The 25845-nt window shown below is 65.2% G+C and carries 25 protein-coding genes and 1 pseudogene; 13 read left to right on the top strand and 13 right to left on the bottom strand.

The window, feature by feature from the left end; all coding sequences use genetic code 11:
- Positions 1–2: 2 nt before the first annotated feature.
- From ASD73_RS20930 to ASD73_RS20920, 3 genes are read right to left on the bottom strand one after another with little or no spacing between them, the layout of a single operon-like run.
- Complete coding sequence (locus ASD73_RS20930; protein ID WP_056367935.1) at positions 3–761, bottom strand: isocitrate lyase/PEP mutase family protein; 759 nt, start codon at positions 759–761, stop codon at positions 3–5.
- Positions 761–1795 carry a bifunctional DNA-binding transcriptional regulator/O6-methylguanine-DNA methyltransferase Ada gene (gene ada / locus ASD73_RS20925; protein ID WP_156377495.1) on the bottom strand — a complete coding sequence of 345 codons (1035 nt, stop codon included), beginning with the start codon at positions 1793–1795 and terminating at the stop codon, positions 761–763. The genes ASD73_RS20930 and ada overlap by 1 nt, the downstream gene beginning before the upstream one ends.
- A 2-nt stretch (positions 1796–1797) precedes the next feature.
- Complete coding sequence (locus ASD73_RS20920; RefSeq protein WP_056367931.1) at positions 1798–2262, bottom strand: DUF1203 domain-containing protein; 465 nt, start codon at positions 2260–2262, stop codon at positions 1798–1800.
- A 162-nt stretch (positions 2263–2424) separates the two neighbouring features.
- Here ASD73_RS20920 and ASD73_RS20915 point away from each other — a divergent pair, with 162 nt between their 5' ends.
- Together ASD73_RS20915 and ASD73_RS20910 are read left to right on the top strand one after the other, a co-directional pair.
- The gene (locus ASD73_RS20915) at positions 2425–3246 is read left to right on the top strand and encodes a DUF2306 domain-containing protein (RefSeq protein WP_056367929.1); all 822 of its coding nucleotides are present in this window, start codon (positions 2425–2427) and stop codon (positions 3244–3246) included.
- A gap of 41 nt (positions 3247–3287) precedes the next feature.
- Positions 3288–4844 carry a S1C family serine protease gene (locus tag ASD73_RS20910; protein ID WP_056367927.1) on the top strand — a complete coding sequence of 519 codons (1557 nt, stop codon included), beginning with the start codon at positions 3288–3290 and terminating at the stop codon, positions 4842–4844.
- A gap of 3 nt (positions 4845–4847) precedes the next feature.
- On the opposite strand, the gene ASD73_RS20905 is transcribed toward ASD73_RS20910, so the two are convergent.
- Genes ASD73_RS20905 through ASD73_RS20895 form a run of 3 tightly spaced genes read right to left on the bottom strand, consistent with a single transcriptional unit; the run spans position 4848 to position 6851 of the window.
- A complete protein-coding gene (locus ASD73_RS20905) occupies positions 4848–5636 on the bottom strand; it encodes an alpha/beta hydrolase (protein ID WP_056367925.1) in 789 nt (262 codons plus the stop codon).
- 10 nt (positions 5637–5646) lie between these two features.
- Positions 5647–6177 (bottom strand): shikimate kinase, encoded by a 531-nt coding sequence (locus ASD73_RS20900; protein WP_056367924.1) that lies wholly within the window; start codon positions 6175–6177, stop codon positions 5647–5649.
- Positions 6174–6851: a dienelactone hydrolase family protein gene (locus tag ASD73_RS20895; protein WP_056367922.1), complete on the bottom strand. Its 678-nt coding sequence runs from the start codon at positions 6849–6851 to the stop codon at positions 6174–6176. Before ASD73_RS20895 ends, ASD73_RS20900 begins: the two co-directional genes overlap by 4 nt.
- A 202-nt stretch (positions 6852–7053) precedes the next feature.
- On the opposite strand from ASD73_RS20895, the gene ASD73_RS20890 reads away from it, so the two are divergent.
- The 6 genes from ASD73_RS20890 (at position 7054) to ASD73_RS20865 (ending at position 13653) form a co-directional block, all read left to right on the top strand.
- Positions 7054–7620: a F0F1 ATP synthase subunit delta gene (locus tag ASD73_RS20890; RefSeq protein WP_056367920.1), complete on the top strand. Its 567-nt coding sequence runs from the start codon at positions 7054–7056 to the stop codon at positions 7618–7620.
- A 3-nt stretch (positions 7621–7623) separates the two neighbouring features.
- Positions 7624–9153, top strand: a complete 1530-nt coding sequence (gene atpA, locus ASD73_RS20885) for a F0F1 ATP synthase subunit alpha (protein ID WP_056367919.1) — start codon at positions 7624–7626, stop codon at positions 9151–9153.
- Positions 9154–9204: 51 nt separating this feature from the next.
- Positions 9205–10080 carry a F0F1 ATP synthase subunit gamma gene (locus ASD73_RS20880; RefSeq protein ID WP_056367917.1) on the top strand — a complete coding sequence of 292 codons (876 nt, stop codon included), beginning with the start codon at positions 9205–9207 and terminating at the stop codon, positions 10078–10080.
- A 57-nt stretch (positions 10081–10137) separates the two neighbouring features.
- Complete coding sequence (gene atpD, locus ASD73_RS20875; protein WP_235534633.1) at positions 10138–11673, top strand: F0F1 ATP synthase subunit beta; 1536 nt, start codon at positions 10138–10140, stop codon at positions 11671–11673.
- A gap of 45 nt (positions 11674–11718) precedes the next feature.
- Positions 11719–11976, top strand: a complete 258-nt coding sequence (locus ASD73_RS20870) for an ATP synthase F1 subunit epsilon (protein WP_039577185.1) — start codon at positions 11719–11721, stop codon at positions 11974–11976.
- A gap of 186 nt (positions 11977–12162) precedes the next feature.
- Complete coding sequence (locus ASD73_RS20865; protein WP_056368269.1) at positions 12163–13653, top strand: CpaF family protein; 1491 nt, start codon at positions 12163–12165, stop codon at positions 13651–13653.
- 139 nt (positions 13654–13792) lie between these two features.
- Here ASD73_RS20865 and ASD73_RS22885 read toward each other — a convergent pair whose 3' ends face one another.
- On the bottom strand, positions 13793–13981 hold the full coding sequence (locus ASD73_RS22885) for a hypothetical protein (protein WP_156377494.1): 189 nt from the start codon (positions 13979–13981) through the stop codon (positions 13793–13795).
- Between the two features lie 52 nt (positions 13982–14033).
- Between ASD73_RS22885 and ASD73_RS20860 the strand changes: the two genes are divergently transcribed.
- Together ASD73_RS20860 and aat are read left to right on the top strand one after the other, a co-directional pair.
- Entirely contained in the window at positions 14034–14855 is an 822-nt protein-coding gene (locus ASD73_RS20860; RefSeq protein ID WP_056367914.1) for a class I SAM-dependent methyltransferase, read from the top strand.
- Positions 14852–15643, top strand: coding sequence for a leucyl/phenylalanyl-tRNA--protein transferase (gene aat, locus ASD73_RS20855; protein ID WP_082521751.1), 792 nt, complete (start codon positions 14852–14854; stop codon positions 15641–15643). The genes ASD73_RS20860 and aat overlap by 4 nt, the downstream gene beginning before the upstream one ends.
- 35 nt (positions 15644–15678) lie before the next feature.
- Here the strand turns inward: aat and ASD73_RS23355 are convergent.
- The 4 genes and pseudogenes from ASD73_RS23355 to ASD73_RS20840 form a co-directional block, all read right to left on the bottom strand.
- Positions 15679–15849, bottom strand: a pseudogene (locus ASD73_RS23355) (DUF2155 domain-containing protein); the annotation flags it as partial.
- A gap of 242 nt (positions 15850–16091) precedes the next feature.
- Positions 16092–16478, bottom strand: coding sequence for an NADH:ubiquinone oxidoreductase subunit NDUFA12 (locus ASD73_RS20850; RefSeq protein WP_056367911.1), 387 nt, complete (start codon positions 16476–16478; stop codon positions 16092–16094).
- Positions 16479–16538: 60 nt separating this feature from the next.
- Positions 16539–17033 (bottom strand): DUF192 domain-containing protein, encoded by a 495-nt coding sequence (locus ASD73_RS20845; protein WP_056367908.1) that lies wholly within the window; start codon positions 17031–17033, stop codon positions 16539–16541.
- Between the two features lie 32 nt (positions 17034–17065).
- A complete protein-coding gene (locus tag ASD73_RS20840) occupies positions 17066–17638 on the bottom strand; it encodes a regulatory protein RecX (RefSeq protein ID WP_056367907.1) in 573 nt (190 codons plus the stop codon).
- 179 nt (positions 17639–17817) lie between these two features.
- Between ASD73_RS20840 and ASD73_RS20835 the strand changes: the two genes are divergently transcribed.
- The 3 genes from ASD73_RS20835 to ASD73_RS20825 all read left to right on the top strand — a co-directional run bounded on the left by ASD73_RS20835 (position 17818) and on the right by ASD73_RS20825 (position 22784).
- Positions 17818–19569, top strand: coding sequence for a fatty acyl-AMP ligase (locus ASD73_RS20835; RefSeq protein WP_056367905.1), 1752 nt, complete (start codon positions 17818–17820; stop codon positions 19567–19569).
- Between the two features lie 110 nt (positions 19570–19679).
- Positions 19680–22034, top strand: a complete 2355-nt coding sequence (locus ASD73_RS20830) for a putative bifunctional diguanylate cyclase/phosphodiesterase (protein WP_056367904.1) — start codon at positions 19680–19682, stop codon at positions 22032–22034.
- Between the two features lie 165 nt (positions 22035–22199).
- Positions 22200–22784, top strand: coding sequence for a CHAP domain-containing protein (locus ASD73_RS20825; protein WP_056367902.1), 585 nt, complete (start codon positions 22200–22202; stop codon positions 22782–22784).
- Between the two features lie 92 nt (positions 22785–22876).
- Here ASD73_RS20825 and ASD73_RS20820 read toward each other — a convergent pair whose 3' ends face one another.
- Complete coding sequence (locus ASD73_RS20820) at positions 22877–23140, bottom strand: DUF3297 family protein (RefSeq protein ID WP_056367900.1); 264 nt, start codon at positions 23138–23140, stop codon at positions 22877–22879.
- A gap of 102 nt (positions 23141–23242) precedes the next feature.
- On the bottom strand, positions 23243–25579 hold the full coding sequence (locus ASD73_RS20815; protein WP_082521750.1) for a TonB-dependent receptor: 2337 nt from the start codon (positions 25577–25579) through the stop codon (positions 23243–23245).
- Between the last annotated feature and the right edge of the window lie 266 nt (positions 25580–25845).

The raw sequence follows: 25845 nt of genomic DNA, 5'->3' as shown, positions 1-25845 counted from the left end.
TGTCAATAATCGGGTTCGGCGCCGCCCAATACCTGTTTGGTCTGCCCCGCCAGCCACGCCATCGCCGCCGCCCACGGCTGGTGCCCGTGGCTGATCCGCGCAACGCCGAGCGCGGCGAGTTCCTTGTGCGTCGGGCCGCCCTTGCCGCGCAGGATGTTCACCGGCAACGGCGAGGCGTCGCAGATCGCGTCGATGCATTTGGGGTCGAGCAGGAAGGGCACGAACAGCGACCCCGCGCCCGCGTCGGCATAGGCGCGCGCGCGTTCGAGCGTTGCCGCAACGAGCGCGTCGCCGTCCTTCGCCGCATCCTGCCCCAGGAACAGGTCGCAGCGCGCGTTGACGAAGATGCCGGTGTCGGCGGCAGCGCGGTAGCGTGCGGCGGCATCTGCAATGGCGAGCAGTTCCTTCTGCCCGGGCAGCCGGTCTTCCATATTGATGCCGGCCGCACCGGCTTCGCGCGCCAGCGCCACCGATTCGCCCACCGCGGCGGGATCGTCGCCATAGCCCGCTTCCATATCGATCGTGACGGGCAGATCGGTGACCGCCAGAATCTGCGCAAGGTTGGCGAGCGCCGCTTCGAGCGGAAAATTCTCGCCGTCGGACGATCCGTGCGCCGACGCAACGCCCCAGCTTCCCGTCGCGATCGCCTTCGCGCCGGCGGCCGCAACCGCCTTCGCGCTCCCCGCATCCCAGATGTTGATCAGGATCAGCGGATCGCCGGGGACGTGCAGCGCGCGAAATTCAGCAACCTTGTCCGACATCAAAAACTCTCCCTCTTGAGCAATTCTTCCTTGATCGGCAGGCCATAGGCATAGCCGCCGAGCGTTCCGTCGCTGCGTACCACGCGGTGGCACGGGATCAGCACCGCGACATTGTTCGCGCCGTTGGCGCTTCCGGCCGCGCGCACCGCCCTGGGCTTGCCGACCGCGGCGGCAATGTCGGCATAGCTGCGCGTCTCGCCCGCGGGAATCTTACGCAGTTCGCGCCACACCGCTTCCTGAAAGGCGGTGCCCTTCACGTCGATCGGGATATGGTCGAAGCCGTTCACCGGCGCCTCTACCGCGTCGACCACCTGTTTCAGCAGAGCTTCAAACTCTTCGCCGCCCTCGACCAGTTCGGCCGCAGGGAAACGCTCTTCCAAGGCTTCGCGCCCTTCGTCGAAACTCAGGCGGCATACGCCCTTCCCGGTCGCCGCGACGAGCATTTCGCCGAGGCTGGTCGGCACGACCGCCCAGTGGATCACCGTGTCCTTGCCGCCGTTGACCCACGCCGACGCCGTCATGCCCATGCGGCCTTCCATATTCTGATAGAAACGCGACGGCCCCGAAAAGCCCGCGTCGTAAATCGCGTCGGTCACCCGGCTGCCGTCGCTCAGCGCCTGCCGCGCGCGCTCTTCGCGGAGGGCGCGGGCATAGGCCGCGGGCGAAAGGCCGGTATGACGGGTGAAGACGCGCTGGAAATGCGTCGGCGAATAGCCGGTGCGCGCGGCAAGGTCGCCGAGCGCGAGCGGCTCCTCGCTGCCCTTGATCGCCGCGATCGCCTTGATCACCGCATTTTCGTCGCGCGCGACATCGTCGGGCAGGCAGCGTTTGCACGGACGCAGGCCCATGGCGCGCGCCGCGTCGCCGTCGGCGAAGAAGCGGACATTCTGGCGCAAGGGATGGCGCGCCGCGCAGCTTGGCCGGCAATAGATGCCGGTGGTCAGCACCCCGGTGACGAAACGGCCGTCCTGCGCCTTGTCGCGCGCCTGTACTGCTTCCCAACGCTCGTCGTCGGTCATGGCCTTGAAGTCCATGGTCAATTCCTTTCGATTCGCGCGGCAAAACAGCCATAGGCGGCGTTGTGGGCATCGATATAGGATATGCCCTCGTCCTCGAACAGGTCGCGGATCGCACCATCGGCCTCGCCCGGACCCGCAAGCCGCGCGGTTTGCAGCATGCCGTCCGCAGCGAAGGCGCGCAGCGCGAGCGCGCGCCCCTCGAACACCGGGGGCAGTTCGTCGCGATAGGTCGCCGCTTCGACGCCGGGACGCACATAAATCGCATAAGCGCTGCGATACGGCGTTTCGACATCGTGGCTCATGTGGTGGAGCAGGATCAGCGCCTCACCCGCCTTCGCATCCTCCAGGCTGACGCGGCACGGAAAGCCGCGATCGGCGGTCGCGGTAACGCGGCGCGCGTTGAGCGCGGCGAGTCCGGCGTCGTCGAGCGCGAAGAGCGGGGCAAAGGGTTCGGGGCTGAGGCCCTGGATCGAATAGGTCATCGGAATATCCTTTCTCGTGCGTTGGACATTCAATGCCACGGTCCGATTCGCGCCGCGTCCCGATGCTTGCGTTCAAACATTTCAGCACCAGTGTGTTACTGTATTATATCATTGACTCACTATGGCGAAAGACGCACTCTCCCCGGAAATGGAGGGTCGGCCATGGCAAGCATCAATGCAGCAATCGCACCCGCACGGCCCACGCGCCGCACCGACTGGCTCAGGCGCAGCGCGACCTTCTGTTACCTCGCCATAGCTGCGGGGCAGTTGCTCTTCACCGCGTTCATCCTGTTCTTCTATTATCCCTCCTCACTCTCGGGCAATTTCGCGGCGTGGAACGGCAAGCCGCTGATCAAGGGATTTGTCGCGGGCGACGGCGCGGGCAATCTTTTCTTCGCGGTGCATGTGCTGATGGCGGCGGTGATCACCTTCGGCGGACTCGTCCAGCTTGTCCCCGCGATCCGCAGCCGCTGGCCCGCGGCGCATCGCTGGAACGGACGGCTCTACCTCGTCAGCGCGGTCACCCTCGCGCTCGGCGGGCTGTGGCTCACCTGGGTGCGCGAAACCTGGCTCGTGCTCGCCGGCGCGATCGGCATCACGCTCGACGCGCTGCTCATCCTCGCCTTCGCCGCGCTCGCGTGGCGAGCCGCCCGCGCGCGCCGCTTTGTCGAGCACCGCCGCTGGACGCTGCGCCTCTTCGCGGTCGCCTCGGCGGTATGGTTCATGCGCGTTGCCTATATGGCATGGGGCATGGCGACCGGCGGCGCGGGGATCGGCAAGGCGCTCAACGGGCCGTTCGATATCTTCCTCGCCTTCGCCAGCTCGCTCATCCCGCTCGGACTCGCCGAGCTCTATCTGCGCGCCGGTTCGCACGGTACGCTGGCCGCGAAAAAAGGCGTCGCGATCATCCTCACCTTCAGCGGCCTCGTCATCCTGGCCGGCAGCGCCGGCGCGTGGATGATGATGTGGAGCCCTTATATCTAGCTGCGCTTGCCTTCCCGCCGCGAGCGACTAGGTTCCGCGCCATGACCCGCCTCCTCGCGCTGCTGCTCGCCCTTCTGACCCTCTCGCTTCCGGCCCTCTCCCTTCCGGCGCACGCCGCCGACGATATCAGCGCCGCGTCGCGTAGCGTCGTGCGCGTCGTCACCGTCGCGATGGTCGATGGCGAGGTCGTCGGTTTCGGGCACGGCAGCGGCATCGCGATCTCGCCGACGCGGATCGTCACCAATGCGCATGTCGTCGAATCGGCCGCCAAATATCCCGACAATGTCGCCTTGGGCGTCGTCCCGTCCGAAGGGCAGAAGAGTTTCGCGGGCAAGCTGATCGCGATCGACACCGCGCGCGACCTTGCGCTGATCGAGATCACCGAGGGCCGCCTGCCCGCCGCTGCGATCTACACCGGCCCGCTCGATTCGGGCGCCGATGTTGTGGCCTTGGGCTATCCGGGCAATGTCGACCTTGCGACCGCGCGCAGCGCCAACGATTATATCACCCCGCGCACCCCGACGCGCAGCGAGGGCAATATGTCGAACACGCAGGCGGTCGACGGGGTCGCGATGCTGATCCACACCGCCAAGATCTCGCGCGGCAATTCGGGCGGCCCGCTCGTCGATCAGTGCGGCCGCATCACCGGGATCAACACCGCGATCACGCGCGCCGACGACGGCGATTCGCCCTTCGCCTTTGCCATTTCCGGGCGCGAGCTCATGCGCTTCCTCGCCGATGCGAACCAGCAATATAGCAGCGTCGGCACGCCGTGCCTGTCGCTCGCCGAAGCCGATGCCCGCGACCGCGCCGCGATCGACGCCGAAGCGCGCGCGAGCGCCGAGGCGAATGCCGCGAAGGACGCCGCCGCCCGGCTCGACCGTGAATTGAAGCAGGCGCGCGCCGAGGAAGACGCGCTCGCCGCGCGCGAAAACCGCATCGCGCTCGCGGGCGTGTTCTTCGTGATCGGCGCGCTCGCCGCGGGCGCCGGCCTGCTCTTCTACAGCCAGAAGAATCTGCGTAACGCCAAGATTGCTGGCGGCGCGGGCGCGGTGCTGATGCTCGGGGCCGCGATATTGTTCGCAACGCGCCCCGACGCGCACGCCGAGATCGCGGAGGAAGCGGCGACCGCCGCTGCCACCGCAACCCCGAAGCTCGCGCAGGGCAATTTCCTCTGCACGATCCGCCCCGACCGCAGCCGCATCACCGTGTCGGCGACGACCGACGTCCCGATCGCCATCGGCAAGGGCGGCTGCGTCAACGGGCGCACGCAATATACGAGAGGGCCCGACGACCGCTGGCAACGCATCCTCGTGCCGAACGACGAGGCGACCGTCACCGTCGCGTCGATCGATTCGACCGGGCGCGATTATCGCGTCGACCGCTATCTGCTCGATGCCGAAACGATGACGAAGGCACGCGAGACGCGCGCGACGGTCACGCTGAAGAGCTGCACCGCCAATCCGGACGAGCTCGCGGGGCTAGCCGCGCAACAGGACGCGATCCGCAGCGCGCTTCCCGCCACCCCGAACGAACGGCTCGTCTATCGCTGCCAGCCCGCGTCGGGGGCGGCGGTCAAACCGGCGCCCGGCGGCTGACCGTCAGCGGAGTCCGCCAACCCATTCGGTGAGAATCGCCTGCGCAGGGGCCGTGTAGGCCAGCTCGTGCCCCGCGCCCGCGACGCGAGCCACGGTAGCGTCGGGGCGTGCGCCGGCGAGCCGCTCGAGATTGACGGGCGTCACGAGCGTATCGGCGTCGCCGTGCATCAGATAGACGGGCGCCTTCACGCGGGCCAGCTTGGCCGCATTGTCGAACCGGTCACGCACCAGCCGGCGCGGAACGACCGGGACCTGGCTTTTCACCACCGAAGGCAGGTCGGCAAGCCCCGAGACGAGCATCAGCGCCGCGACATCATGCCGTAACGCGATTTCGGTTGCAGGCCCCGAACCGATCGAATTGCCGACAAGGACGATATTTCGCGGCTCGACCCCCGCCTCGGCGAGCCAGCGCATCGCCGCCTCCCCATCGCGATACAGCCCCGCCTCGTCCGGCGAGCCCGGATTGCCGCCATAGCCGCGATATTCGACGAGCATCAGCCCGTGCCCCGCCGCCGCCGGTCCGCGCGTCGCCTCGATCGCGCCCAGCATATTGTCGCCATTGCCGTGGAAAAAGAGGATCGTCTTCCGTCCCGGCATCGCGGGGCGATAGAAAGCGGAAAGCCGCAAGCCGTCATCGGTGCGGGTGTGGACGAGGCGAAAGCCTGGCGGCGGCGTCTGCACATAGTCGGCCGGCGCCGGAAAGATCAGCCGGCGCTGCTGCGTAAAGAGCAGCGTCGCTGCGACGAGCGCGAAGACGGAAAGCGCCAGTAGCAGGTTCAGCGCGAGCTTCACCCTTCGTGCGCTATCCGAGGCCGAGCGCGGCGCGAATCCGCTCTGCCGCTTCGGCGGGGCGCATGGCGCCCGAATCGACCGCGACCCGCGCGGCGGGAAGCGCGGGATAGGCAAAGGCGCCCTTCGCCGCGAGTTCGCGATACAATGCAACCGATGACAATTTGCCGCTCGCCTGCCGCGACGGCGCATCGAGACGGGCTTCGACAATCGCGCGCGCGCATGTCAGCGCGACGAAATCGACCTGTCCTCCGGCTTGTTCGACCAGCGCTACGACGCGCTCTGGAAAATCGGGGGCGACGCTCGCCTCGGGATGAAAGGTGAAGATCAGCGATCGCCCGCAGGCCGCGGCCGCGCGAAATACATCCATCCACATCGTCTCGCGCAGTTTGACGAAAGCGTCGCTGCCGAAGGGGAAGACCGCCAGCAGCGCATCGACGACCAGATGATTATGGAACAGCGGCAAGCCGGTGAGCGCCGCAAGTTCGCGCGCGATGGTCAGCTTGCCCGACGCCGCGGGACCATGGATGAAGACAAGTCTCATCCCCCGCACGCCTTGAACAGCATCAGCGTGCGCTCGCGCGCCAGATCGGCGCTCGCTTCGTGATAATCCTTGCGCCGGTCGCTGTTGAAGCCGTGCCCCGCCTCATAGACGAAGATCTGCGCGGTCGGGTGATCCTTCGCGACCAGCGCCTCGACGCCCTCCATCGGGATGCCATCATCGAAGCGGCCGAAATGGGCGATCGCCGCGCAGGCGGGTGCCTCGTCCTTGAACATCGTCGGCACAAGGCTGCCATAATAGGCCGAAGACGCCGCGAGGTCCGAGCTGATCTGCGCCATCCGCCATGCGACCGACCCGCCATAGCAATAGCCGGTGATGAACACCGGCCCCTTACCTTTCAGCGCATCGATGCACGTCTGCGCATCCTTCAGGCTCTGCTCGAAGGGATGCAGCTCGCGCGCCAGCTGCACCGCACGCTGGAACTGCGGCCCCGAATAATCGCTCTCGAACCCCGGATGCTCGCGGTCGAACAGCGCGGGCGACAGCACCTCATAGCCCTCGGCGGCAAACTCGTCGCACATCTCGCGGATATGGTCGGTGACCCCGAAGATTTCCTGGATCAGCACCAGCCCGCCGCGCCGGGCGCCGTCGGGCCGGGCGTGATAGACCGCGATTTCGGCGCCATCGTCCATCGTCATCCGGATCATCTCGCCCATCGTGCACCTTCCCTTCGACGTCATATTTTTTGGTTAGCCCGTCCCTATCGCACGAAGGGGCAAAAGCAATCGCCCGCCCGCCTTGCATTGCAGCAAAATCGTTGCTAGGCGCGCCGCGACTTCGCGTGGGGGACATTCGTCGAATATCCCGCAAAAGCGCGCGACCCATCCCCCACGGGATAGCAACAAAGGACTTTCACGCGTGGAGAATTCCGGCGGCATTCAGGGCAACATCACGGCGGGCCTCGCGGGCCGTTATGCGGTCGCTTTGTTCGATCTGGCGCGCGAATCGAACGCGATCGACGCGGTCGCCAAGAGTCTCGCGACGCTTCGCGCCGGCCTCGCCGAATCGGCCGACCTGACGGCGCTGATCGCCAGCCCGGTCGTTGGCCGCACCGATGCCGCGAACGCCATCGCCGCGGTCGGCAAGGCGATGAAGCTTGATTCGCTGACCGCGAAGTTCCTCGGCGTGCTCGCCGAGAATCGCCGCCTCGCCGATCTGCCCAGGATGATCGACGCGTTCGACGCGATCGTTGCCGATCACCGCGGCGAAGTGACCGCCAAGGTCACCAGCGCGCACCCGCTTTCGGCCGCGCAGCTGAAAGAGCTGACCGCGAACCTCAAATCCCGTGTCGGGCGCGACGTCACCGTCGCCGCGACCGTCGACCCCGCCATCCTTGGCGGTCTCGTCGTCCAGCTGGGCAGCCAGCTGATCGACGGCAGCATCCGTACCCGTCTCAATAGCTTCGCACAGGCGATGAAAGGCTAAACCATGGAAATCCGCGCCGCTGAAATCAGCAAGGTCATCAAGGACCAGATCGCCAATTTCGGCACCGACGCAACGGTCAGCGAAATCGGCAAGGTTCTGTCGGTCGGCGACGGCATCGCCCGCGTCCACGGCCTCGACAACGTCCAGGCCGGTGAAATGGTCGAATTCGCCAATGGCGTGCAGGGCATGGCGCTCAACCTCGAAGCCGACAACGTCGGCATCGTGATCTTCGGCTCGGACGCCGAGATCAAGGAAGGCGACACCGTCAAGCGCACCGGCACGATCGTCGACGTTCCCGTCGGCAAGGGTCTGCTCGGCCGCGTCGTCGATGGCCTCGGCAATCCGATCGACGGCAAGGGCCCGATCAAGGCCGAGAAGCGCATGCGCGTCGAAGTGAAGGCGCCGGGCATCATCCCGCGCACCTCGGTGCACGAACCCGTCCAGACCGGCCTCAAGGCGCTCGACGCCCTCGTCCCCGTCGGCCGCGGCCAGCGCGAACTGATCATCGGCGATCGCCAGACCGGCAAGACCGCCGTCGCGATCGACACCTTCATCAACCAGAAGGAAGCCAACGCGGGCGATGACGAGAGCAAGAAGCTCTATTGCATCTATGTCGCGATCGGCCAGAAGCGCTCGACCGTCGCGCAGATCGTCCGCCAGCTCGAAGAAAATGGCGCGATGGAATATTCGATCGTCGTCGCCGCGACCGCGTCGGAGCCCGCTCCGCTGCAGTTCCTCGCACCCTACACGGGCTGCACGATGGGCGAATATTTCCGCGACAACGGCATGCACGCCGTGATCGTGTATGACGATCTGTCGAAGCAGGCCGTCGCTTACCGCCAGATGTCGCTGCTGCTGCGCCGCCCGCCGGGCCGCGAAGCTTACCCCGGCGACGTCTTCTATCTCCACAGCCGCCTGCTCGAGCGTTCGGCAAAGATGAACGCCGACAATGGTTCTGGCTCGCTGACCGCGCTGCCGATCATCGAAACGCAGGCGGGCGACGTTTCGGCCTACATCCCGACCAACGTGATTTCGATCACCGACGGCCAGATCTTCCTCGAAACCAACCTCTTCAACGCCGGTATCCGCCCCGCCATTAACGTGGGTCTGTCGGTGTCGCGCGTCGGCTCGGCCGCGCAGACCAAAGCGATGAAGAAGGTGTCGGGCTCGATCAAGCTCGAACTCGCGCAGTATCGCGAGATGGAAGCCTTCGCGCAGTTCGGTTCGGACCTCGACGCGTCGACGCAGAAGCTGCTCAACCGCGGCGCGCGCCTGACGCAGCTCCTGAAGCAGCCGCAGTTCCAGCCGATGCCGTTCGAAGAGCAGACCGCGTCGATCTTCGCCGGCACCAACGGTTATCTCGACAATGTCGCGACCACCGACGTCTCGCGCTACGAAGCGGCGATGATCGCCTATCTGCGCAGCGACCATGCCGGCGTGCTCAAGACGATTCGCGACACCAAGGATCTTGGCGACGACGCCAAGAAGGGCCTCGTTGCCGCGCTCGAAGCGTTCGCCAAGATTTTCGCTTAAAGGTTTACGTCGTCCCGGCCTCGGCCGGGATGACGAAATATAGGGGCCTTCATGGCAAACCTGAAAGAACTCAAAGGGCGGATCAACTCGGTCAAATCGACCCAGAAGATCACCAAGGCCAAGAAAATGGTCGCGGCGGCAAAGCTGCGCAAGGCGCAGGCGGCTGCCGAAGCCGCGCGTCCCTATGCGACGCGCCTCGAAGGCGTCGTCGCCAGCCTGGCGTCGAAGGTCGGCGGGTCGGACAGCGCGCCGAAGCTGCTCGCGGGTACGGGCAAGAGCGACACGCACCTGCTCGTCGTGCTCAACAGCGACCGCGGCCTCGCCGGCGCGTTCAACTCGAACATCGTCAAGGCGGCGCGCGACAAGGCGCTCGAACTGCAGGCGCAGGGCAAGAAGGTTCTCTTCTACCTGATCGGCCGCAAGGGCCGTCCGGTCATCGGACGCCTGTTCGCAGGCCAGATCACCGAGCTGTATGAGACGACCGGCATCCGCGACATCGGCTTCGACCAGGCGCACGAAGTCTCGGCGAAGGTCATGGAGATGTACGAAGCCGGCGTGTTCGACGTCGCGCATCTCTTCTATTCGAAGTTCCGTTCCGCGCTCCTCCAGGAAGCGACCGGCCAGCAGCTGATCCCCGTTCCCGCTCCGGCCGACGTTCCGGCGTCGAGCGGCGCCGCGGTCGAATATGAGCCCGACGAGGAAGCGATCCTCGCCGACCTGCTGCCGCGCAACATCACGATCCAGATCTTCAAGGGTATCCTTGAAAACGCCGCGTCCGAACAGGGTGCGTCGATGACCGCGATGGACAATGCGACGCGCAACGCGGGCGACCTGATCAACAAGCTGACCATCATCTACAACCGCACGCGTCAGGCGGCGATCACGACCGAACTCATCGAAATTATTGCTGGCGCGGAAGCGCTGTAGCTCCGCGAAGAACTGGGCGCCGAAGCGCTCTAATCGATCAACCCAAGGAAGAAGACCATGGCTACCGCACCCGCTGAAAAGAAGGCACCCGCCAAGAAGGCCGCCGCGCCCAAGGCTGCTGCGCCGAAGAAGGCCGCCGCCCCCAAGGCCGCGAGCACCGGAACCGCCACGGGCCGCATCGCACAGGTCATCGGCGCCGTCGTCGACGTCCAGTTCACCGGCACCCTGCCCGCGATTCTGAACGCGCTCGAAACCGACAACAACGGCAACCGCCTTGTCCTCGAAGTCGCGCAACACCTCGGTGAGAACACCGTCCGCACGATCGCGATGGACGCGACCGATGGCCTGACCCGCGGCCAGCCCGTCACCGACACCGGCGCGCAGATCTCGGTCCCCGTCGGCCCGCAGACGCTCGGCCGCATCCTCAACGTCATCGGCGAGCCGATCGACGAACAGGGCCCGGTGAACGCCGCCAGCCGCGCGCCGATCCACGCCAAGGCTCCCGAATTCGTCGACCAGTCGACCGAATCGAGCATCCTCGTCACCGGCATCAAGGTCATCGACCTGATCGCGCCTTACGCAAAGGGCGGCAAGATCGGCCTGTTCGGCGGCGCGGGCGTCGGCAAGACTGTGCTCATCCAGGAACTGATCAACAACATCGCCAAGGGCCATGGTGGTACGTCGGTGTTCGCGGGCGTCGGTGAACGCACCCGCGAAGGCAACGATCTCTATCACGAATTCCTCGACGCGGGCGTTATCGCCAAGGACAAGGACGGCAACCCGACCCCCGAAGGTTCGAAGGTTGCGCTGGTGTTCGGCCAGATGAACGAACCCCCGGGCGCCCGCGCTCGCGTCGCGCTCTCGGGCCTGACGATCGCCGAATATTTCCGCGATCAGGAAGGCCAGGACGTGCTCTTCTTCGTCGACAACATCTTCCGCTTTACGCAGGCGGGTTCGGAAGTGTCGGCGCTGCTCGGCCGTATTCCGTCGGCCGTGGGTTACCAGCCGACGCTGTCGACCGACATGGGCGCGCTGCAGGAACGCATTACCTCGACCAACAAGGGCTCGATCACCTCGGTGCAGGCCATCTACGTTCCCGCGGATGACCTTACCGACCCTGCCCCGGCAACCTCGTTCGCCCACCTGGACGCGACGACGACGCTGAACCGCGCGATTTCGGAACTCGGCATCTATCCGGCGGTCGATCCGCTCGATTCGACCAGCCGCGTGCTGACCGCCGCGATCGTCGGGCAGGAGCATTATGAAACCGCCCGCCGCGTTCAGGAAACGCTGCAGAAGTACAAGTCGCTTCAGGACATCATCGCGATTCTCGGCATGGACGAGCTTTCGGAAGAAGATAAGCTGGTCGTCGCCCGCGCGCGCAAGATCCAGCGCTTCCTGTCGCAGCCGTTCCACGTCGCCGAAGTCTTCACCAACATCCCCGGCAAATTCGTGGCGATCGAAGACACGGTGAAGTCGTTCAAGGCGGTGGTCGATGGCGAATATGACCATCTGCCCGAAGCGGCCTTCTACATGGTCGGCGGCATCGACGAAGCGGTCGCCAAGGCCGCGAAGCTCGCCGAAGACGCGTAACACACCTACACCCCTCCCCGTGCGGGAGGGGTTTAAGGACATATCATGGCTCTGAAGTTCGAACTCGTCACTCCCGCCCGCCTCGAACGGTCGATCGACGTCCACATGGTTACCGTGCCCGGCAGCGAAGGCGATTTTTCGGTGCTCGAAGGTCACGCGCCCTTCATGGCGACGCTGCGCAACGGCCCGCTGACCATCTATGCGACCGCGGGCGCCGCGCCCGAGGTGATCGAGGTCGAAGGCGGCTTTGCCGAGGTTAACGAAGCGGGCCTCACCGTTCTGGCCGAGCATATCGCAAGCTGATTGCTTCCGCCGTCCACGGCGATCAAAAGTCCGCATCCTTCACGGATGCGGACTTTTTTTATGCCTGCGCGCAATCGCCCGTCGCATTAGGACAATGTCAAAGTTTCCGGTTTATTCACCGTGTCGGATGGGGGTTCGTCTGCTCAGGCAGCGATGCTCCCGATGATATGGAAGCAGGAAAAACCGATGAGTGCATTCGGACGCCGACCCGGAACCGCTGGCCGCCCCGCCTTTGGCGTGGCCAAGCCGATGCAGACTGGTCCTGGCGTGCCGGGCGGAACGCAGTTCCCCGCGATCGACAGCCCGGTCGAAATCCCGCAGATGCCGTCGAACCTGACGCCCGAAGAAGAGGCGATGGAGCGGCTGAACCAGCGGTCGACCGCCGAGGCGATGGAGCCCGAAAAGGCGCAAGGCTTTGAAGCGAGTGTCCACAAGATCAAGGAACAGGTGCTGCCGCGCCTGCTCGAACGCGTCGATCCCGAAGCGGCGGCGACACTCAACAAGGACGAGCTGACCGAGGAATTCCGTCCGATCATCCTCGAAGTGCTCGCGGAACTGCGCATCACCTTGAACCGCCGCGAACAGTTCGCGCTCGAAAAGGTGCTCGTCGACGAGCTGCTCGGTTTCGGCCCGCTCGAAGAACTGCTCGCCGACCCCGACATTTCGGACATCATGGTCAACGGACCCTACCAGACCTATATCGAACGCAAGGGCCAGCTGGTCATCGCGCCGATCCAGTTCCGCGACGAACAGCATCTGTTCCAGATCGCGCAGCGCATCTGCAACCTCGTCGGTCGCCGCGTCGACCAGACCACCCCGCTCGCCGACGCCCGCCTCAAGGACGGCAGCCGCGTCAACGTCATCGTCCCGCCGCTCTCGCTGCGCGGCACCGCGATCTCGATTCGTAAATTCTCGGCCAAGCCGATCACGCTCGACATGCTCTGCCAATGGGGCGCGATGAGCCAGAAGATGTGCACCGCGCTGAAGATCGCGGGCGCCAGCCGTTTCAACATCGTCATCTCGGGCGGTACGGGCTCGGGCAAGACGACGATGCTCAACGCGCTGTCGAAGATGATCGACCCCGGCGAACGCGTGCTGACGATCGAGGATGCCGCCGAACTTCGCCTGCAACAGCCGCACTGGCTGCCGCTCGAAACGCGCCCCGCGAACCTCGAGGGCAATGGCGCCATCCACATGGGCGACCTCGTCAAGAACGCCCTGCGTATGCGTCCCGACCGCATCATCATGGGCGAAGTTCGCGGCGCGGAGTGTTTCGACCTCCTCGCCGCGATGAACACCGGTCACGATGGCTCGATGTGTACGCTCCACAGCAACTCACCCCGCGAATGCCTCGGCCGTATGGAAAACATGGTTCTGATGGGCGACATCAAGATTCCGAAGGAAGCGATTTCGAAGCAGATCGCCGATTCGGTCGACCTGATCGTCCAGATCAAGCGCCTGCGCGACGGTTCGCGCCGCGTCACCAACGTCACCGAGGTGATCGGCATGGAAGGCGACGTCATCGTCACCCAGGAACTCTTCAAGTTCGAATATCTCGACGAGGACAAGGACGGCAAGATCGTCGGCGAATATCGCGCGATGGGCCTGCGCCCCTATACGCTGGAAAAGGCGCGCCAGTACGGCTTCGACCAGCCCTATCTCGAAGCCTGCCTCTAACCTCCCCCCTCTCCCCTTGGGGGAGAGGGATGCAAAGACTTGGCAGCTTGCTGCCTGGTCGAAGCTGGGTGAGGGTATAAACGAGGCGCGCGAAAGCAGGGGCAGAGACCCTCATCCAACTCCGCCAAGGGGAGAAGGTTTATTTCCCGGCGAGCCAGAACGCCGTCGCGAACAGCGCCACCGCCGCCGACGCGAGCGCGATCCCGCGCCAGGGCATGAAACCGACATTGTCGACGTCGCGGCGGTTGTTGCGGCGCCAGCTCGCGACCTCGGCCACACCGAACAGAATCGCGGCACCGATCCCGACTGACAGCATGGACACTTGCATTGCCGCGCATCCCTTCGCAAACAGGGCCTTCCCCTGGAGAGAGGTGCCCCATATGCGTTCCCTGTTACTGGTTGCAAGTGCCGCCGCCCTGATCGCCGTCCCCGCGACCGCGATGCAGCATGACGCCCACGCCGCGCACAAGGCGCACGATGCGATCGCCGCCGCCGTCGCAGCGCCGACCCGCACGGCAACGAACACGCCGCGCGACACATATCGCCACCCCGCCGAAACGCTCGCCTTCTTTGGCGTGAAGCCCGGCGACACCGTGGTCGAGCTGTGGCCCGGCGGCGGCTGGTACACCGAAATCCTCGCCCCGCTCGCCAAGGCTGGCGGCGGTACGCTCTACGTCGCGGCGCCGTGGGAACGCGGCCTCAATCGCGTCAAAACCAAGCAGACCGAGAATGCCGACGTTTATGGTGCGGTAAAGCTCGCCGAATTCCCCAATGCGGGCACCAACCCGAAGGTCCCCGACGGCAGCGCCGATGTCGTGCTGACCTTTCGCAACGTCCATAACTGGCGCTTCGACGGCACCGACAACACCGCGAACGCCTTCAAGCAGATTTTCGCGATGCTCAAACCCGGCGGCACACTCGGCGTCGTCGAACATCGCCTCAATGAAAGCGACGACAGCGCGAAGGAAGAGAAATCGGGCTATATGAAGAAAAGCTCGATCGTCGCCTTCGCCGAAGCCGCGGGCTTCAAGCTGGCGGGCGAGAGCGAGATCAACGCCAATCCCAAGGACACCAAGGATTATCCCAAGGGTGTCTGGACGCTGCCGCCGAACCTGACCGAGGGCGAGACCGACCGCGCCAAATATGTCGCGATCGGCGAATCGGACCGCATGACGCTGAAATTCGTGAAGCCCGCGTCCTGAAGCATTTCGAGTCCATAGACCCGGCGCTGCTTTTGAGCGCCTATGCTCAGGGCATTTTTCCGATGGCCGACGGGGCGGACGACCCGTCGGTCCATTGGGTCGAACCGCGGCTGCGCGCGATCCTGCCGCTCGATGGCTTTCACCTGTCGCACAGCCTGAAAAAGGTGATCGTGTCCGACCGCTTTCGCGTCACCACCGATACCGCCTTTGCCGAGATGGTCGCGCTCTGCGCCGCGCCCGCCGACGACCGGCCGACGACGTGGATCAACCCGGTGATCCGGGCGAGCTACGACCGGCTGTTCCAGCTCGGCCATGCGCACAGCGTCGAATGCTGGCTGGATGGCGAGCTCGCGGGCGGGCTCTACGGCGTGACGCTCGGCCGCGCCTTTTTCGGCGAATCGATGGTCAGCCGCGCGCGCGATGCCTCGAAGGTCGCGCTCGCGCACCTCGTCGCGCGGCTCCGCGCGGGCGGCTGGAAATTGCTCGACTGCCAGTTCATCACCCCGCATCTTGCCAGCCTCGGCGCGATCGAAATCCGCCAGGCCGACTATCTTGCGCGGCTCTATTCGGTGTTGGCGGGGGGCGACGGTGCCGCGGCCTTGGGCGCCGGGGCCGGAACGACTGGCGGGGCGACGGGCGCTGCTATGCCCTCGCCGCCGTTCGTCGCGGGCGACTGGGGCGCCCTCGACGCCTTGGGCGCTGCAGCGGCGCCCGATTTCGGCGCCGAACGCGCGACGGGTTCGCCGCCCGGATATGTCATCGCGCAGCTTTTGACGAAGACGTCATAGATCGGGTGCTGGATCACGTTGCGGTCGGGCCGCTCGCGGAAAATCCAGCCCGAAAAGACGCGATACCATTTGTCGTCGCGCTGATCCTGCACCGTCAGCTGGACGAACGCACCCGTCTCGGGCGGATCCTCCCACGGCGCGGTTTGCTCGCATGCGCGGAGCCGCACGATCGCGCGGCCGACGCGCGCCGTTTCGCCGGGCTTCATCTCGAGATCGCGGACGAGCCCGTTACGCTTGTTGAGCAGGCCGACGACGGCGACGCGGTCCGCCATCGGGGTCGCGCCTTCGATGCCGCCGACTTCCTGTGGCACGCGTTCGGATTTGGCGATCTGCGGCGCCTTGTCGCTGCCGCCCGCCTTGGTCGCCGGGTTCCGGTCGCAGGCGCCGAGCGACAGCGCGGCGAGCATGGCCAGCCCGGCGGTCGCGGTCAGCCTGGGCACCGCGGCGCTCACTCGGCGCCGGGCCGCCAGGCCTCATAATCGCCCGTCGCCGCGGCACGCTGGCCGCCGCGTTCGAGCGCGCCGGCGGGGCGATAGGCGCCCGTGCTGCCGGTCAGGTTCGGGGTGGCTTCCTTCTCCCACGCGCGCGGCGCGGGGAGCATATCGGTCGGCAGTTCGTCAAAGGTGCCGTGCAGCCAGCCGTGCCATTCGGGCGGCACGCGGCTCGCATCATTCGATCCATTGTAGAGGACCCAGCGGCGCCCGCCCTTTTTCGCACGGAAATAGCGGTTGCCGAGGCTGTCCTCGCCCACCTTCGTGCCGGTGCTCCAGCTGTTCAGCAACGTGCCGACGGTCGCGCCGTCCCACCAGGTGAAAATCTTGCCCAAGATGCTCATGGCGTGGCGTTTACAGGCAAGGTAGCGCGGTCTGCAAGCCGCAAACCACGCGGCCGGGCGCTATTTCGTATCTTTCCATGTGATCTTGGCGGTCTCGTCGATGCCAAGCTTTGCCGCCGTACCGCCCGCGAGTTCGAGCACTGCCGAAACCTCGCCGCCGCTGACCACAGGCTCCAGCGATTCGGGGATGGTATTTTCGGCGATGCGGTCGATGCTGCCGTCGGCGCGGATGAAGAACATATCGAGCGGGATCAGCGTATTCTTCATCCAGAAGCTGCCGATTCGCGGCTTCTTGAACGGGAAAATCATTCCGCCGCCCTCGGGCAGGCTGGTGCGAAACATCAGCCCGCGATCCTGCTCTTCATCGGTGCTTGCAACCTCGACGTTGAAGACATGCGCCTTGCCCGCCGCGGTGATTGTCACCGGGATCGTCGCCGCACTTTCGGCCTGCCCGCCCTGATCTGCCGTGCTTTCGGCCGGCGTGTTCGGATCCGCGCTGCACGCCGCCATCGGCAATGCGAGCGACAGCGCAAGGGCAGTAAAAATGGCGCGCATCGGCAAATCCTTGTCCCGTGATGTCGCCGGACCTAATCGAGCATCGCTTCATCGTCCAGCACCGCCAGCGCCGCCTCGTTCCCCGGGGGAACGGCGAGGATGCGGCGCGCGATCGTCATGCTGTGTCCCGCGCGCAAAAAGGCGCCGATTTGCCGCTCGCGCTGCTTCGGATCGTCGGTGGATCGCATCGCGAACGGCCCGAACCGCCGCCGCCGCGCGAATCCGACCGCCGCGGCCACCGCCGCGCCTTCGGCCGCCTCGATCGCTTCGCCGCTGTCCTTCTCTCCGATTCCGTCGACGTAAAGCTGCGCCTTGACCCGCCGCACGCCGAGCCCGCGCCGCGTCATCGCGCCGGCGCGCATTACGGCATATTGGCGGTCGTCGAGATAGCGCAATTGCTCCATCCGGTCCGCCGCCGCCTCGCACGCCGCCATGGCGTCAATCTCGTCTATCCATTCGGATTCGCGGACTTTTCGCGACAAATAGCGCGTCAGTTTCGCCCTGCTCGTCGCGAATCGCGCAACATAAGCGAGTGCCAGATCGTCAAGCCTGGCTGCGCCGAGAGGCCTTTTCGATCGGTCGGATGGGGCGCGGCGGTTGGCCATATGCCATGTTTGTGCCACAGTCGGGCCTGATTGAGAACGATCAACACCGCCATATCGGGCCATAACGCCCGGAAATGGGCGATTGTTCTAACAACACAGGGCTCGCGCACGGTACTATGGCTGCAAAAGATGACATGCTTGTTGCCGCGCGGCCCGTTTCACGGGATGTCGCACCCCCTATGACACAGATCATCGAAACGCAGGCCGACGCGCTGACGTCGACCCCGACGCTTTGTGCGCAGCCGCGCCGCTTTTCGGACTTCGCCACCGTCGGCGAAGCGCTCGACTATGCCGCCAACGGCACGCGCGGGCTCAATTTCCACGACCCGCGCGGCAAGCTTGTGCGCCCCTATCCGTACAGCGAGCTCAAGGTCGACGCGCTTCGGGCCGCCTATCGGCTGATCGCCACGGGCGTGAAACCCGGAGACCGAATCGCGCTGATCGCCGAAACCGGTCCCGAATTCGCCGCGCTGTTCTTCGGCACGATCTACGCCGGCGCCTGGCCGGTGCCGCTGCCGCTGCCGACCAGCTTCGGCGGGCGCGACAGCTATGTCGGCCAGCTCGTCGTCCAGCTTTCCAGCTGCGACCCGACGATGCTCTTCTTCCCGCCCGAAATCGCCGCGATGGCGGTCGAAGCGGCGGAGAAGGAAGGCGTGAAACCCGTCGACTGGAGCGAATTCGAAAAGAAGCCCGCGCCGGTCACTGCGCTTCCCGAGCAGAAGTCGGACGAAACCTGCTATCTTCAGTACAGCAGCGGTTCGACGCGCTTCCCCCACGGCGTCGCGGTCACCCACGCCGCATTGCTCAACAATCTGGCCGCGCACAGCCACGGCATGGAAGTGCGTGACAGCGACCGCTGCATCTCGTGGCTGCCCTGGTATCACGACATGGGTCTTGTCGGCTGCCTGCTCTCGCCCGTCGCGAACCAGGTCTCGGTCGATTATCTCAAGACCGAGGATTTCGCCCGTCGCCCGCTCGCCTGGCTCGACCTGATCAGCCGCAATGAGGGCACGACACTCAGCTATTCGCCGACCTTCGGCTACGACATCTGCGCCCGCCGCGTGTCGAGCCAGACGCATGTCGCCGACCGTTTCGACCTGTCGCGCTGGCGCGTCGCGGGCAATGGCGCCGACATGATCCGCCCCGACGTCATGCAGAGCTTCGTCGACGCCTTTGCCGACGCGGGTTTCAAGGCAAGCGCCTTCCTGCCGAGCTATGGCCTTGCCGAAGCGACGCTCGCAGTCAGCATCATGCCACCGGGCGAAGGCATCGTCGTCGAACTGGTCGAGGAAACCGAGCTGTCGGGCGCCGCGAATGATTCGGGCCGCCCCACGCGCTACCGCGCGATCGTCAACTGCGGCCGCGCTGCGCGCGACATGGTGATCGAGGTCCGCGACGAAGCGGGGGGCGTGCTTCCCGACCAGACCGTCGGCAAAGTGTGGTGCACCGGCCCGTCGCTGATGACCGGCTATTTCCGTGATCCCGAATCGACCGCCGCCTGCATGAAGGATGGCTGGCTCGACACCGGAGACATGGGTTATTTGTCAGATGGTTACATCTATATCGTCGGCCGCGCCAAGGACATGATCATCATCAACGGCAAGAATCACTGGCCGCAGGATATCGAGTGGGCGGTCGAACAATTGCCGGGCTTCAAATCGGGCGACATCGCGGCGTTCGCGATCACCGCGCCCGGCGGCGAAGAAACTCCCGCGGTGCTCGTCCAGTGCCGCACCAGCGACGAAGCCGAGCGCCTCGCGCTGCGCGAGACGATTCGCGACCGCGTCCGCGCGATTACCGGCATGAATTGCCTGATCGAACTGATCCCCCCGCGTACGCTGCCGCGGACCAGTTCGGGCAAGCTCAGCCGATCGAAGGCGCGCGCGCAATATCTGGCCGGGGAAATCCAGCCTTTCGCGATAGCTGCCTGATCAACACCCTGAAGTTGCAACGCTTTCCTGTCTCGTGACCGAACAGGAAAGCGTTTTGGAAATGGGCCGATAGTTACCTTCGGGTAACCCCCGCGCGCTAAACAGGGCGGGTGAAAAGCCTGCTGACCGATCCAATTGCTGCCGAAGTCATTCCTGCGCGGACCCTTTTGGGGCTGGGGCCACGCGATCAGGACATCGGCAACCTCCGCCAGCTCCAGCTCGCGCCGCTCCGCGGCCGCGGATCGTTGCGCCTGCTGATGGGTATGGGCATGGCGCTCGTTGCGGCTTTCACCATGATCCTCAGCGTGCCCTTGCCGGTCGCTGCCGGCTGGCTGGGCGGCGCGCTGCTTTTCGGCCTCTGGTCGTACAGCAGGTTCCGCAACCTCCCGCTCGGTGACCCCAAGCTTTCAGGGGTGGCCGAATATCGGCTGTGCGTGCGTCACGCGCTCTATTCGGCGGTTCTCTGGGGATCGCCTTTCTGGTTGCAGGGGCTGACGCCGGCGCTCGACCATGTCCTTTCGATGTGGACGATCGCGGTGCTGATGATGGTCACGCTCTCGATCGTCGCGCACAGCGTGCCGCTGGCCTGCGTGCTGTTTATCGGGCCCGTCACCCTGTCGGCGGTAGTCGCGCTGGTGCGCGCCGGCGCGCCTCAGCTGGCCGGCGTCGCGCTCGCCGCGGGGCTGCTGCTTTGCGCCTTCTGCGTGCGTTTCGCGCAAAGCCATATCCGCTTCCGCCGCGCCGAAGAGACGCTGCACGAAAAGACCGAAACGGTGAGCCTGCTGCTGCGCGAATTCGAGGAAACCTCGGCAGACTGGCTGTGGCAGACCGACAACAGCCGCCGCCTCGTCCATGTCTCGCCGCGCCTCGCCTATGCGCTCGGGGGCACCGCCGAGACGCTCGAGGGCGTCCCGCTCTTGCAGGCGCTGTCGGGCGACGCCTGGGAAACCGGCCTGTTCCCCAAGAGCCTGCACGACATGGCCGAACGGATGAAGCGGCGCGAGAGTTTTTCGAACCTGATCGTCCCGGTGACGATCGGGGGCATGCCGCGCTGGTGGGAATTGTCCGCGTCGCCGCGCCTCGATGAAGCCGGCAAATTCCTCGGGTTCCGCGGCGTCGGATCGGACGTCACCGAAAAGCGCGCGACCGCCGAACAGATCGCCAAGATGGCACGCTTCGACAATCTGACCGGTCTGCCCAATCGCCTCAGCCTCAATGAAGACCTCGCGCGTGCTCTGGCACACGCGCTCGAGGCCAAGTCGCGTTGCGCGCTGCTGATGATCGACCTCGACCGGTTCAAGGCGGTCAATGATACATTGGGCCACCCCGTCGGTGACAAATTGCTCGCGCAGGTCGCCGCGCGGCTGAAAGGCCTGATGGAACGCGGGATGACCTGCGGGCGGCTCGGCGGCGACGAATTTGCCGTGGTGCTCCACAATGTGGCGTCGGCCGATGCGGCCGAGGATCTTGCGCAGCGGCTCATCACGACGATCAGCCGCCCCTACGTCGTCGATAACCATCAGCTTTTCGTTGGCGCCAGCATCGGCTTCGCGATCGGGCCGACCGATGGCGCGACGGTCGAAACGCTGACGCGCAACGCCGACCTCGCGCTCTACAAGTCCAAGGATAAGGGCGGCAATGTCGTCGCCGCCTATGTCGCCTCGCTGCACGCGCAGGCCGAGGAACGGCGCGTGATGGAGCAGGAATTGCGCGGCGCGCTCGAGCGCGGCGAGTTCGAACTCTATTACCAGCCGGTGGTCACCGCCGCCGACGGCACGCTCAACGGCTTCGAAGCGCTGATCCGCTGGCACAACCAGAAACTCGGCAACGTGTCGCCGGGCCGCTTCATCCCGCTGGCTGAGGATGCGCGCCTGATTTCGCCGATCGGCGAATGGGTGCTGCGCACCGCGTGCTGCGAAGCGATGAAATGGCCGTCGAACCTGAAGGTCGCGATCAACGTCTCGGCCGACCAGCTCACCGACCCCAGCTTCGCCTCGGTGGTCGTCTCGGCACTCGCGCAGAGCGGGCTTTCGCCGCAGCGGCTCGAGATCGAGGTCACCGAAAGCGTCTTCCTGCGCGACGGCGGCGGCGCGGCGCAACTGCTCGACCAGCTTATCGGGCTCGGCATCCGCCTGTCGCTCGACGATTTCGGCACCGGCTATTCGTCGCTCGGCTACCTGCGCAAGACGCAATTTTCGACGATCAAGGTCGATCGCAGCTTCGTTGTCGGGGCGGCGAAGGGCAGCATCGAATCGATCGCGATCATCCGCGCCGTCGTCGCGCTCGCCGACAGCCTCGGCATGTCGACGACCGCCGAGGGGGCCGAGACCGAACTCGAGGTCGACACGATTCGCGCGATGGGATGCAGCAACATCCAGGGCTATTATTACGGGCGGCCGATGCCGGCGAGCGATGTGCTGACGCTGTTCCGTGCGCCCGACGATGTTACGACGGTCGCCGCCTGACGGCGACAGGCCGAACCACCCGCACGACGAATTGAACACCTTAACAAAAGGTTCCCCCGTCCACCGCATCGACGGCGCGACTCGTCGCTATGCGGTGGTGTACCGCGCGGTCCGTGGCAAAGACGCTCCAACGCTTGAAGACAAGCCATCGGGGGGTCGCTTTCCATGCATTATCGTCGTTATCTGGCAGCCGCCATGGCGTCTGTGATGATGATCACCGGCCTGCTTGCCAGCGCCCCCGCCGCCGCGCGCGACTATCTGCAGTGCGTCCCCTTCGCCCGCGCAGAATCGGGCGTCGAAATTCGCGGCAACGCCAAGACCTGGTGGTCGCAAGCCGCCGGCACCTATCAGCGCGGCGACGAGCCTCGCCAGGGCGCCGTGATGGCCTTTGCCGGCACCGGCGGCATGCCGCTCGGCCATGTTGCCGTCGTCAAGAAAATCGTCAGCGACCGCGAAATCCTGATCGACCACGCTAACTGGTCGCCAATCAACGGCCGCCGCGGCCAGATCGAGCGCAACGTCCGCGTCGTCGACGTCAGCAACGCCGGCGACTGGAGCATGGTGCGCGTATGGTACGCCCCGATCGGCGACCTCGGCCTGCGCGCCAATCCGGTGCAGGGCTTCATCTACGCCGATGGCGAAGCGGGCGCACCGAACAAGGCGCCGAGCTTCAAGGCGCCGGTATGGGCCCAGAACGACTGGAAACCCGGCAACGGCCTCGAATTCGTCGCCGCTTCGCTCGGCCAGTAAGCCGCAAACGACATTCGGCAAGCACATCGCGCGCACAAAGAAAGCCCCGGATTGCCTCCGGGGCTTCTTTTATGCGCCGTGACGCCAGTGGTTCAGGCGTCGTCGCCTTCGCCGGCGGCGGTGTCCTCAAACCAGGCTTCGACCTCACCCGACAGCTTGATCGTCATCGCCTGGCCGAAGCGGTCCTTCGACTTGCCCGCGGCGACGCGGATCCAGCCTTCGGAGATCGAATATTCCTCGACGTCGGTGCGCTCCTTGCCCTTGAAGCGGATTCCGATGCCGCGCTGCAGCACCTCCATGTCGAAATGCGGCGAGCGCGGATTGGTCGACATGCGGTCGGGGGGCGTATCGGTCATGACTATATTTCCCAAAAAATGATGGCGCGGCCCTAGCTGGACCGCGCCACCATCGTCAATCGTTGAGACGCGGCACCGAGGGACCGGTGCCGCGTCTCAAGCCTAGAACCCGGCCTTCAGCGTGACGAAAAACTGCTGCGGCGCGCCCGTCAGCAAGGTCTGGCTGTCGCCGCGGTTGGCGAAGCCGTTCGTCCCGATCGTCGACACATATTCCTTGTCGAACAGGTTCGTCGCATTCGCCTGGATCGAGATGCGCTCGTTGAGGCGATAACCGATGCTGGCATCGACGATGATGAAGCCGCCGACCTCGGCGTCATTCTCGTACGAATAATAGCGTTTCGACGTATAGTTGGCGCCGACGCGCGCGAAGAAACTGCCATTGTCCCAGGTGATCTCGCCCTTGCCGAGATGGCGCGGCGAGTTGACCACCGTCTTGCCCGCGGTCGCCGCGACGACCGTGCCGGCGGCGTTCACGACATCGTCCTGATATTCGGAGTCGTTGTACGCATAGGAGGCGAAGAGCGAGAGTTCGGGGGTGACGCGGAACGTCCCCGCCGCCTCGACGCCCCACGAACGGACGTCGCCGACGTTGCTGAGGATCGCCGGATTGCCCTGGATGCCCGATCCGTTGGCGAACGCAATGATGCGATCCTTGAAATCGACATAATAGCCGGCGATCACGCCCTGGAAGCGCGACGATTTTGTGCGGAAGCCCAATTCGTACGTCGTCGAGGTTTCGGGTTTGAGGTCGAGCGCGTCGAAGCCCGCCTGCGTCGTGGCGAAGGGACCGCCCGTCGCCGACGATTCGAAGGCACGGATATTTTCGGTGTAGCTCGCGAACAGCTCGTTATCGTCGTTAAGACGATAGAGCAGCCCCGCCTGCGGCAGGAACCAGTCCTTCGCCTCGGTCTTCCCCGACGCCAGCCCGCCGCTGACGACCGGCGTCGCAAGGTTGGTGACGCGAAGCCCCTTCCACCCCGCATTGATCTGGAAGCTGCCGAGGTCGATCGTGTCCTGGACGTGATATTGCAGCGTCTGGGTGTTGAAATCGAACTCCCACTGCGTCGCCAGCGGATCCTTCGGGAAGGTCAGGCTGCCGCGGCTCGGTGCGCCGGTCGTATCGGCCAGGCCATAGAAGCGCCGTGCCTGATTGAACGCATTATCCTCGTACCACATGCCGATTTCGAACTTGTTGTTGCCGACCTCGAACAGGCTGGAGGTGACGATGCCATAGCGTTCGATGTCATATTCGGTGGTGCGGATCGTCATCGGCGCGCCGCCCGGCGTGGTCACATAGGGCGTGAACCACAGGCCGCGCCCCTTGTTACCATGATAATAGCCCATCGCCTTCAGCGTCCAATATTCGCCGAGCGGCGCTTCGACGCCGACGCCGGCCAGCCAGTCCTTGCGCAGGCCTGCGGCGTCATAATAGGCGTCGTCGACCGTCCCGACCGGCGCCGGGAATGCTTCGCCGATCCCGGCATAGGGCGCGACATAGGGTGTTCCCAGCGGCAGGCTGCCATTCGCAACGCCGGTGTTATAGGCCGCGCGCGCGACCTGATTCTGATAGACTTTGGCGACCTGAACCGCCGTGTCCCAGTCCTTGGCGAAATTGTCCCACTGATAACCAAGGCGGCCGATCATGTTCGCGCTCAAATCCTGATAGTCATTCTCGCGGCGGTTCGAATAATTGACGAAACCGAAGAACTGGCCGTCGCCGACGGGCTGGACGATGCGCGCATTGACCTGGTCCTGACGCTGGACGCCATTGCCCTTCCACTTGTCGGCATCCTGCCACGCATAGCTCAGCGACAGGCGCGGCCCGCCGGGCGCGATCTCGCCGCTGTCGATGCGTGCGAAGAGGCGCTTCGTTTCGTCGCTGCCATAGGTGGCCGACGCCTCGATCCCGAGTTCTTCGGCCGGTTCGCGCGAGAAGAATTCGATCGTGCCGCCGAGGTTGCTCGTCGACGCCGCGCCAAGCGAGCCCGCGCCCTGCGCGACTTCGACCCGGCCGACATTCTCGCTGATGATCGCGCGGCTGATGTGCAGGCCGTTGTGGTTGCCATAATTCATGTCGCCGAGCGGCACGCCGTCGAGCGTGAAGCCGAGCTGGTTCTGCGAAAAGCCGCGGATCGAGATACGCGCCGACCATTCATAGGCGCCGAACGGGTCGGCCGCCTGAAAATTGACCCCGGGCAGCTTGTCGATGGCTTTGAGCGGGCTGATTCCCGAAACTTCAAGCGCGATGTCGGCGGCGCCCAGTTCCTGCACCTGCCGCGCCTGCCCCTGGCCGAGCACGACAATCTCGTCGACATCGCCGCCATCGGCGGCGGCATCGACCGCGGCGTCTTCGGCAAAGGCCGGCGTCGCGGCCAGTACGGCGAGCGCAGCGATCGAGGCGGCCCCGGCGCGCAGGCGACTCCTGTACGGATTGGTCATTGATGAATCCCCTTTTCCCGGTCGCGAAATGGCGCCGGGGTCGCGGGGGCATTAGGCGGGCGATATTGCTGCGCTGCGGCGAAGGCGTGACAGGGCGATGACGGAAAGAAGTAGGATTCGCGGCAATCGCGCCGTCATCGGGCGGGAACTTTTTATATAAATCAATTTGTGAAAATCATGTCTCTTGATGGATCACATATTGACCACGCCAAGTCGGCATGAAGAATGAACTACAGAAAAATTTTAGTTAACGCCTTGGATCTCAT

Origin of the sequence: Sphingopyxis sp. Root154, assembly GCF_001427105.1 — a bacterium.
Lineage (GTDB): Bacteria > Pseudomonadota > Alphaproteobacteria > Sphingomonadales > Sphingomonadaceae > Sphingopyxis.
This window is presented reverse-complemented; position numbering and strand designations above follow the sequence as displayed.